Origin of the sequence: Streptomyces sp. NPDC002133 (assembly GCF_040296405.1) — a bacterium.
Lineage (GTDB): Bacteria > Actinomycetota > Actinomycetes > Streptomycetales > Streptomycetaceae > Streptomyces.
Genome location: NZ_JBEOXF010000026.1, coordinates 89,933 through 98,770, shown reverse-complemented (window position 1 = coordinate 98,770; position 8,838 = coordinate 89,933). Strand labels below are relative to the sequence as shown.

At 71.2% G+C, this 8,838-nt stretch carries 9 protein-coding genes; 2 read left to right on the top strand and 7 right to left on the bottom strand.

Going from position 1 to position 8,838, the window contains the following annotated elements; genetic code table 11:
- Positions 1–300 precede the first annotated feature (300 nt).
- The 7 genes from ABT078_RS23790 to ABT078_RS23760 all read right to left on the bottom strand — a co-directional run bounded on the left by ABT078_RS23790 (position 301) and on the right by ABT078_RS23760 (position 7,345).
- On the bottom strand, positions 301–1,092 hold the full coding sequence (locus ABT078_RS23790; RefSeq protein ID WP_351230897.1) for an ABC transporter ATP-binding protein: 792 nt from the start codon (positions 1,090–1,092) through the stop codon (positions 301–303).
- Between the two features lies 1 nt (position 1,093).
- Positions 1,094–2,023: an ABC transporter permease gene (locus ABT078_RS23785; RefSeq protein ID WP_351230881.1), complete on the bottom strand. Its 930-nt coding sequence runs from the start codon at positions 2,021–2,023 to the stop codon at positions 1,094–1,096.
- A gap of 95 nt (positions 2,024–2,118) precedes the next feature.
- Entirely contained in the window at positions 2,119–3,000 is an 882-nt protein-coding gene (locus ABT078_RS23780; protein WP_351230879.1) for a glycosyltransferase family 2 protein, read from the bottom strand.
- Entirely contained in the window at positions 2,997–3,776 is a 780-nt protein-coding gene (locus ABT078_RS23775) for a CDP-alcohol phosphatidyltransferase family protein (RefSeq protein WP_351230877.1), read from the bottom strand. The genes ABT078_RS23780 and ABT078_RS23775 overlap by 4 nt, the downstream gene beginning before the upstream one ends.
- The gene (locus tag ABT078_RS23770; protein ID WP_351230875.1) at positions 3,754–4,815 is read right to left on the bottom strand and encodes an iron-containing alcohol dehydrogenase family protein; all 1,062 of its coding nucleotides are present in this window, start codon (positions 4,813–4,815) and stop codon (positions 3,754–3,756) included. The genes ABT078_RS23775 and ABT078_RS23770 overlap by 23 nt, the downstream gene beginning before the upstream one ends.
- Positions 4,803–5,555 carry a phosphocholine cytidylyltransferase family protein gene (locus ABT078_RS23765; protein WP_351230873.1) on the bottom strand — a complete coding sequence of 251 codons (753 nt, stop codon included), beginning with the start codon at positions 5,553–5,555 and terminating at the stop codon, positions 4,803–4,805. The genes ABT078_RS23770 and ABT078_RS23765 overlap by 13 nt, the downstream gene beginning before the upstream one ends.
- Positions 5,552–7,345, bottom strand: coding sequence for a DUF5941 domain-containing protein (locus ABT078_RS23760; RefSeq protein ID WP_502981285.1), 1,794 nt, complete (start codon positions 7,343–7,345; stop codon positions 5,552–5,554). Before ABT078_RS23760 ends, ABT078_RS23765 begins: the two co-directional genes overlap by 4 nt.
- On the opposite strand from ABT078_RS23760, the gene ABT078_RS23755 reads away from it, so the two are divergent.
- Both ABT078_RS23755 and galE read left to right on the top strand, forming a co-directional pair.
- Entirely contained in the window at positions 7,226–7,516 is a 291-nt protein-coding gene (locus ABT078_RS23755) for a hypothetical protein (protein WP_351230869.1), read from the top strand. The genes ABT078_RS23760 and ABT078_RS23755 overlap by 120 nt on opposite strands.
- A gap of 220 nt (positions 7,517–7,736) precedes the next feature.
- Positions 7,737–8,723, top strand: coding sequence for a UDP-glucose 4-epimerase GalE (gene galE, locus ABT078_RS23750; protein WP_351230867.1), 987 nt, complete (start codon positions 7,737–7,739; stop codon positions 8,721–8,723).
- The last annotated feature ends 115 nt before the right edge of the window (positions 8,724–8,838 follow it).

Below are 8,838 nucleotides of genomic sequence, written 5' to 3'. Positions count from 1 at the left end.
CTCCCGGCAGGGAGCAGCCGCTGCCTGCCAGCGGCAGGCAGGGGATCACTCCCGGGGGGGCGGGTTGGGGGGCCGGGCCCCCGGGGGCGACCACTCGGCGACTGCGCCGAGTGGTCGCCGAGTCGTCGCCGCAGGGCGGGCTCGGGAAGAGAGGCGCGGGCGTCCCACCCCGCCCAGGGCGTCACGGCCTCGCGTTCAGGGCCGGAGGCCTTCACGCGCCGGGGCCGGAGGCGTCGGGGCGCTGGAGTGCGTGAGGCCCCCGTCGGAGCGATCCGGCGGGGGCCTGTGACGACCGGGAAGCTACTTCCCGGTCTCCTTCTCGTACGCCTTGATGACCTCGTCGGTCGGGCCGTCCATCAGCAGCTCGCCCTTCTCCAGCCACAGGACGCGGTCACAGGTGTCCCTGATCGAGCTGTTGCTGTGACTGACCAGGAAGACCGTGCCGGCCTCCTTGCGGAGTTCGCGGATGCGCTCCTCGGAGCGCTTCTGGAACTTCCGGTCACCGGTGGCCAGCGCCTCGTCGATCATCAGGACGTCGTGGTCCTTGGCCGCGGCGATGGAGAAGCGGAGCCTGGCACCCATGCCGGAGGAGTACGTGCGCATGGGCAGCGTGATGAAGTCGCCCTTCTCGTTGATCCCGGAGAAGTCGACGATGCTCTGGTAGCGCTCGCGGACCTCCTCGCGCGACATGCCCATGGCCAGGCCGCCGAGGATGACGTTCCGCTCACCGGTCAGGTCACCCATCAGCGCCGCGTTGACGCCGAGGAGGGACGGCTGGCCGTCGGTGTAGACCTTGCCGCTCTCGGTGGGCAGCAGGCCGGCGATGGCCCGCAGCAGGGTCGACTTGCCGGAGCCGTTGGTGCCGATGAGGCCGATGGCCTCGCCGCGGTACGCCGTGAAGGACACGCCGCGCACGGCGTGCACCTTGCGGACGCCGCGGGACTCGCCGCGGTCCCGTCGCAGTATCCGGCTCAGGGCCGCGGTCGCGCTGCCCCGGCCGCCGGTGCTGCCGTGGACGCGGTAGACGATGTGCACGTCGTCGGCGATGACGGTGGGGACCCGGGCGCCGGGTACCAGGTCTTCTTTCTGCAGATCAGCCACGGCCGTACCGCTCCTCCGCCTTCCAGAAGTACACGAACCCCGCGACACCCAGCAGGACCGCCCAGAGCAGGCCCGCGAGCCACACGTGCGAGGGGAGGTTCGACGAGTCGTACGAGTCGATCAGGGCGAACCGGATCAGGTCCATGTAGATCGCGGCCGGGTTGTACATCAGGACGTCCGCGATCCAGGCCGGCTTGTCCTCCAGCATCACCGGGATCGAGAACATCACGCCCGAGCCGTACATCCACGTGCGGAGGATGAACGGCATCAGCTGGGCGAGGTCCGGGGTCTTGCTGCCCATCCGGGCGAAGATCAGCGCGAGGCCGACGTTGAAGACGAACTGCAGCGCGAGCGCCGGCAGCACCAGCAGCCAGCTCAGCGACGGGTAGCTGCCGAACGCGACCACGATCAGCAGGAGCACGATCATCGAGAACAGCAGCTGCTGGAGCTGCTGCAGCGCGAACGAGACCGGCAGCGAGGCGCGCGGGAAGTGCAGCGCCCTGACCAGCCCCAGGTTGCCGGCGATCGACCGGACACCCGCCATCACCGACGTCTGGGTGAACGTGAACACGAACACGCCCGTGACCAGGAACGGGATGTACGTCTCCTTCGACATCCCGCGTCCCGCGCCGAGGATGAGCCCGAAGATCAGGTAGTACACGAGAGCGTTCAGCAGAGGTGTCGCCACCTGCCACAGCTGGCCGAGCTTCGCCTGGCTGTACTGGGCCGTGAGCTTCGCCTGGGAGAAGGCCAGGATGAAGTGCCGACGGCCCCAGAGCTGCCTGACGTACTCGAAGAGCCCCGGTCGGGCACCGCTCACCGACAGGCCGTACTTGGCGGCGAGTTCCGCCGAGGTCAGACCGTCGTCGGGAGACGGCGGAGCGCTGGTCGCGATCGCGCCGTCGTGGGTTGTGTCACTCACAAGTTGAAACTTTCGTGTTCAAGATGCGCGGCAGGTGGGCGCTCAGGTGGCGGCCAGGTCCCGGAGTACGCCCGATGCTCTCAGATCCCGGTCCGTCAGACGACAGGTGGTCGGCCCAGCCGGGTCAGTCGCCACACGGTACGCCACTTCATCGGACGCCGAGGCCCGCACGGAGTCGTCCAGCCCTCCTTGAAGCCACCGAACCACGCCTTGAGCGCCGAGACCGAAGGCCGCCTCACCAGGGTGAGGAGGATCCAAACGCCCAGGTAGACCGGCACCAGGGGCGCGGGCAGATTGCGCCGGGCCAGCCACACGCGATTGCGCGCGACCATGCGGTGGTAGACCGCATGCCGCGAGGGCGGCGTCGTCGGGTGGAACAGCACCATGTCGGAGCGGTAGTCGATCATCCAGCCGGCGTCGAGCGCCCGCCAGGCGAGGTCCGTCTCCTCGTGCGCGTAGAAGAACTCGTCCGGGAGACCGCCGACCTCGCCGATGACCTTCGTACGGACGGCGTTGGCGCCGCCGAGGAAGGTCGTCACCCGCGACGAGCGCATCGGGTCGGACGCGCGCAGCCGCGGGACGTGCCGGCGCTGGGTGGCCCCGGTGTCCGGATCGGCGATCCGGAAACTCACGATGCCGAGGCAGGGGTCCTCCAGGAACGCCTGGCGGACCAGCTCGCCGGTGTCGTTGTTGGGCAGCAGACCGTCGTCGTCGAGGAAGAGCAGGACGTCGACGTCCCCGCCGCCGGGGCCGAAGGCCTCGATCCCGGCGTTCCGGCCGCCGGGGATGCCCAGGTTCTCCGGCAGGTCGACCGTGCGGACGCCCTCGGGCACATCGGTCACCGGGGCGCCGTTGCCGACGACGACGACCTCGATCGGGTCACCCTCCTGCTTGGCGACCGAGTCGAGAAGGGCACGCAGGTCGTCGGGCCGGTTGCCCATGGTGATGATGACGGCGCCCAGCTTCACGGTGCTCACCTCAGCCTGCTCGACACGAGGACGGACACGAGGTGCAGCAGCGTCTGGACGATCGCGATACCGGCGAGTACGGCGACGCCCAGGCGCGAGAAGAACAAGTCACCCCTGACCGTGTCCAGGACGGCCAGGACCAGGATCAACAGGGACGCCTCGATCCCGAGGACGAGCCGGTGGAACTTCAGCGCCGCGGCGGCCTTGCGGGCCAGCGCCAGGCCGGACGAGCGCGGCTCGGACGCCGCCTCCTTCACCGGCGGCAGCCCGCCCTGGTGACGGGCGACGCCGACCAGATCGGTCTCGGCCTTGATCAGGATTGCGCCGAGGGCGGCCAGGGTGCCGAGGAACGCCCACAGCCAGTCCACCCGCCCCTCGCCCCACAGGTCGGCGGCGCGCAGGCCGAAGCCGACCAGTACCGCCGCGTCGCACAGGTAGGCGCCGACGCGGTCCAGGTACACCCCGCCGAGCGAGTACTGCTTCTTCCAGCGGGCGAGCTCGCCGTCGACGCAGTCGAGCAGCAGATAGAGCTGCACCATGACGACACCGAGCACGGCCCCGGCGATCCCGGGCACCAGCAGGGCCGGGCCCGCGAGCACGCCGGCGACGGTCATCACATAGGTGACCTGGTTCGGCGTGATCCGGGTGTTCACCAGGTACCGGTCGACGCGCAGCGAGATCTCGCGCATATACAGGCGCCCGGCCCAGTGCTCACCGCTCCGCCGGTCCTTCACCCCTTCCGGATGAACGACCGGACGGAGCTCAGCTACGGATGGTCTTGGCATAGTCGGCGTACGCGTCCCTGATCTGGTCGGTGGACAGGTCGAGGTGCTCGAGGATGGTGAAGCGTCCGGGGCGGGTCTGCGGTGCGTACTCCACGGCCTCGACGAACTCGTCGACGGAGAAGCCGATCTCCTCGGGGAGGACCGGCAGTCCGTGGTTGCGCAGCACTTCGGCGAAGAGCCCGGACTCCTCGTGGGCGCCACGCAGATGCATCGCGAAGGCGGCGCCCAGTCCGACCTGCTCGCCGTGGAGCGCGCAGCGCTTGGGGTGGAGCAGGTCGAAGGCATGGCTGATCTCGTGGCAGGCGCCGGACGAGGGCCGGGTGTCTCCACTGATCGACATGGCGATGCCGGTCAGGACCAGGCCCTCGGCCAGCACGGTGAGGAAGCCGTCGTCTCCGACACCACCGGGGTGGCGCAGGACCGCCTCGCCCGCGGTACGGGCCATGGCGGCGGCCAGTCCGTCGACGGGCTCGCCGGTGACCCGGTGCGAGAGCTCCCAGTCGGCGATGGCCGAGAGATTCGAGATCGTGTCGCCGATTCCGGCCCGGACGAAGCGGACCGGAGCCTCGCGGATGATGTCCAGGTCGATGACCACGGCGATAGGTGTCGGGACACCGTAGGAGCCCCGGCCGTTGTCGTTGTCCAGCGTCGCGACCGGGGAGCAGAGCCCGTCGTGCGCGAGGTTGGTCGCCACGGCCACCAACGGCAGGCCGACCCGGGCCGCGGCGTACTTCGTCACATCGATGATCTTGCCGCCGCCGAGACCGACGACCGCGTCGTAGCGCCTGCCCTTGATGTCGTCGGCCAGCTTGACCGCGGCGTCGATCGTGCCGCCCGCGACCTCGTACCAGTCGGCGTCGGGCAGCAGCGGGGCGAGTCGCTCGCGCAGGGCCTGGCCGGAGCCGTTGCTTATGGCGAACGCCAGCCTGCCCGACGCGGAGATCCGCTGGTCGGCGAGGAGTCCGGGGAGGTCGTCCAGGGCGCCCGGCCGGATGTCGACGACGACCGGCGACGGGATGAGCCGGGTCAGTACTGGCACGCGATCTCCCGGCCCTTCGCGAGGTCGTCGTGGTTGTCGATCTCGACCCACTTGACGTCGCCGATGGGCGCCACGTCGATCCGGAAGCCGCGGTGGACCAGCTCCTGGTAGCCGTCCTCGTAGTAGAGGTCGGGGTCGCGCTCGAAGGTGGCCTTCAGCGCGTCGGCGAGTTCCTCGGCCGCCTCGGGCTCGATGAGGGTGACACCGATGTACTCGCCCGTGGCGGCGGCCGGGTCCATCAGCTTGGTGATCTTCTGCACACCCTTGCCGTCGGCGGTGATCACCTTCATCTCCTCGTCGGCGAGCTGCTTCACCGTGTCGAGGGCGAGGATGATCCGCCGGCCTTCACCGCGGGCGGCGAGCAGCGTCTTCTCGACGGAGACCGGGTGCACGGTGTCGCCGTTGGCGAGGATCACGCCCTGCTTCAGGACGTCACGGGCGCACCAGAGGGAGTAGGCGTTGTTCCACTCCTCGGCCTTGTCGTTGTCGATGAGGGTGAGCTTGAGGCCGTACGTGGCCTCGAACTCCTCCTTGCGCGCGTACACGGCTTCCTTGCGGTAGCCGACGACGACGGCGACCTCGGAGAGGCCGATCTCGCTGAAGTTCTGCAGCGTGAGGTCGAGGACCGACAGGGCCGGCCCGTCCTGCTCGGGTCCCACGGGCACGAGGGCCTTCGGAAGCGTGTCGGTGTGGGGACGCAGACGGCGTCCGGCACCGGCTGCCAGTACGAGGCCGATCATGCGGGTTCTCCTTCGTCATGTACGGCGGGTGCTCCGGCGGAGACCCAGAAGCGGATGGACTCCACGAGCACCACCAGCGCCACGGCCACCGCGAGCACGGTGAGCGCGACGGCGAAACCGCTGCCGTGAGACGCCAGGAGCGCAGCGAGAACCGCCACCGCCAGCGTGCGGCCCTCGTGCCCGCCGATCGTCCGCACCAGCCAGGCAGGCGGCGCGCCGGTGCCGCCGCGAATGCGGTACACCGTGTCGTAGTGATGGTAGGCGACCGCGGCCACCAGGCCGAAAGCCGCGGGCAGGGCTCCGTTCACCTCGGAGCGGGCGGCGAGGAGCAGGATCACGCCGTACTCCACGGCCCGGAAGACCGGGGGGACGAGCCAGTCGAGGGCGCCCTTGAGGGGGCGGGCGACGGCGAAGCCGGAGGTCGCGACGTACAGCGCGGCGGCCGCGACCGGCCACCAGCTACCGACCTCCGCGAAGGCCGCGGCGCTCGCGACGGCGGCGCCGCCGGCCACGGCGACGAGGAGGGGCGCGATGCCGGGCAGCGCGCGGGCGGTCCTGGCGAAGGCCGCCGCGAAGCTCTCGGCGAGCTGACCGGAGTCGGTGAGGTCCGCCAGGGCGGTGGCGGCCCGGTCCGTCCTCCGCGCCTTCCGGGTCAGCGACCGCAGGACGCGGCCCGCGGTGGTGTACGTGGCGGCGAAGGCACAGCCGACGAGCAGGGCGTAGAAGACGATCCGGGGCGTGGCCACGGCCGTCAGCACGGCGATCATGGCCCAGCGCTCGCCGATCGGGAGCACGATCATGCGGCGTACCCAGACCGTCCAGCCCACGCTGTCGAGCCTGTCGGAGAGGGCGGCGGTGGGGCTGGTGTTGGACACCGCGTCGTGGTTGGCCTCGTTGAAGGAGAAGTCCACGACATGCCGGCAGGTCTGCAGCACCATCGCGCCGAGGGCCAGCGCCCAGACGTCGTCCCCGCCGCGGGCGGCACCGAGGGCGAGGCCCGCGTAGTAGGCGTACTCCTTGGCCCGGTCGAAGGTGGCGTCGAGCCAGGCGCCCATCGTCGAGTACTGCAGCGAGTAGCGGGCGAGCTGCCCGTCCGTGCAGTCCAGCACGAAGGAGCAGAGCAGCAGCACGCCGGCGGCCACGTATCCCCCGCGCGTGCCGGTCGCGGCGCATCCGGCCGCGATCAGCGCGGTGATCAGCGACGCGGTGGTGACCTGGTTGGGGGTCAGCCCCCGCCGGGCGCACCAGCGGGCGATGTACCTCGAGTAGGGGCTGATGCAGAAGGTGGTGAAGAACCCGTCCCGCGCCTTCACCGCCGAGCGCAGCCGTACGTCCTCGTCGTCGACGGCCGCGACGGCCTGCCGGGCCTCGTTACGGGCCTGGGGGTCTCCCGGCACGGTCGCCACGAGCGAACCGAGCTCGGGCCGGTGCACGGGAGTGCCGTCGGCGTCGATCGCCCCCGCGACCCGGTCGGCGAGCACGCCGGCGGGTACGGGGACGCGCGCACCGGCGGACGACACGGCGTCCGGAGCCGGGGCCGAAGCCGAAGCCGGGGCTCCGGCCGACCGCAGCGCGCTCAGCAGGGCCGCGCGCGCCTCGGCCTGGGCCGTGACCGCGCCCGGGACCGCGGCCGCCGGGAAGCGGGGATCCGTGAGGGCCAGGCGCAGGGCGTGGAGGTGGCCGACGAAGCCGGGGTCGACCAGGGCGACCCGGTCGGCGGCCGGGACACCGGCGAGGAGCGTGGCGGTCTCGTCGGCGCCGGAGGCGGCGACGCGGACGTCGAAGCCCAGCGACCTCAGATCGCCTTCGAGCGGCGATCCGGGTACCGGCGGACCGGTGAGGATGGCGGTCGACAGACGGACTCACTCCTTGGCGCTGAACAGGTGGGTGTACACGGCGGCTCGGCCCGTGACCCGGGCGGCGGCACGTCGGGTGAGGCTATCGGATGTTCGGAATCTTGAGTTCACCGAGGTTTACCGCCGGGGACATCCCCGCTCCCCCGCCCGGCCTTCGTGCCCCCGTCGGGGGACGCCGTTCTCCCGGCCCGGGGCCGCAGTCGTCCCGGCCTCAGGGCCTGTCTCCCGGATCGGACCGGATCGGGGAGGCAGGTCCTAGATCATCATCGTCGATCCTCCCCCATGCCCCACAAACCGCCCCCGCGCACCCCCTAGGGTGGCGGCTATGACTTGGCTGATCACAGGTGGAGTGGGGTACATCGGGGCCCATGTGGCGCATGCCATGACCGAGGCCGGGGAGCGCGTCGTCGTCCTCGACGACGTCTCGTCGGGGGTTCCCGGACGGCTGCCCGACGGCGTGCCCCTGGTGCACGGCTCGGTGCTCGACCGGGAGGTGCTGGACCGCGCGCTCGCCGAGCACGCGATCACGGGTGTGGTGCATCTCGCCGCGAAGAAGCAGGTCGGGGAGTCCGTGGAGCAGCCGCTGCGCTACTACCGCGAGAATGTGCACGGGCTCACAGTCCTGCTGGAGGCCGTGGTCGACGCAGGCGTGAAGCGGTTCCTCTTCTCGTCGTCCGCCGCCGTGTACGGGGTCCCCGATGTGGAGCTCATCACGGAGGACACCCCCGCGGTACCGATCAACCCGTACGGCGAGACCAAGCTCGCGGGCGAGTGGCTGGTGCGGGCGGCGGGACAGGCCCACGGCATCGCCACGGCCTGTCTGCGGTACTTCAACGTGGCGGGCGCCGCCCGGCCCGACCTCGCCGACACCGGGGTGTTCAACATCATCCCGATGTTCTTCGACCGGATCACCCGTGGCGAGGCGCCGCGGATCTTCGGCGACGACTATCCGACTCCGGACGGCACCTGTGTCCGCGACTACATCCATGTCGCCGATCTCGCCGACGCGCACCTGACCGTGGCCCGCCGCCTGGCCGCCCAGGACGGCGCCGGGGACCTCACCGTGAACATCGGCCGCGGCGAGGGCGTCTCGGTGCGCGAGCTCGCCCGCCTCGTCGCCGAGGTGACGGGCCACGGGACACCCGCGGTCGTCGAGCCGCGGCGCGCCGGTGACGCGGCTCGGGCGGTCGCCTCCGTCGAGCGGATCGCGAAGGAACTGGGCTGGACGGCCTCGCGCGGAGTGCGCGAGATGGTCGACTCGGCATGGGAGGGCTGGGTGCTGCGCCACCCCGAGGCGGCCCGCGTCGGCTGAACCGCCCGGCCGGCCGGCCTTCTCGCCGAGCCCTCGGCCCCGTCCCACGGCCGAGCACCCCGGCCCGCCGGCCCGGCCCACACCTACCGGCCGACGGCCGCGCAGATCGCCCGGC

Bases quoted from the DNA above. Each gene is read 5' to 3' on its own strand.
- galE (WP_351230867.1), top strand. From the start codon at position 7,737: ATGACTTGGCTGATCACAGGTGGAGTGGGGTACATCGGGGCCCATGTG.
- ABT078_RS23765 (WP_351230873.1), bottom strand. From the start codon at position 5,555: ATGATCGGCCTCGTACTGGCAGCCGGTGCCGGACGCCGTCTGCGTCCC.
- ABT078_RS23775 (WP_351230877.1), bottom strand. From the start codon at position 3,776: ATGCCAAGACCATCCGTAGCTGAGCTCCGTCCGGTCGTTCATCCGGAA.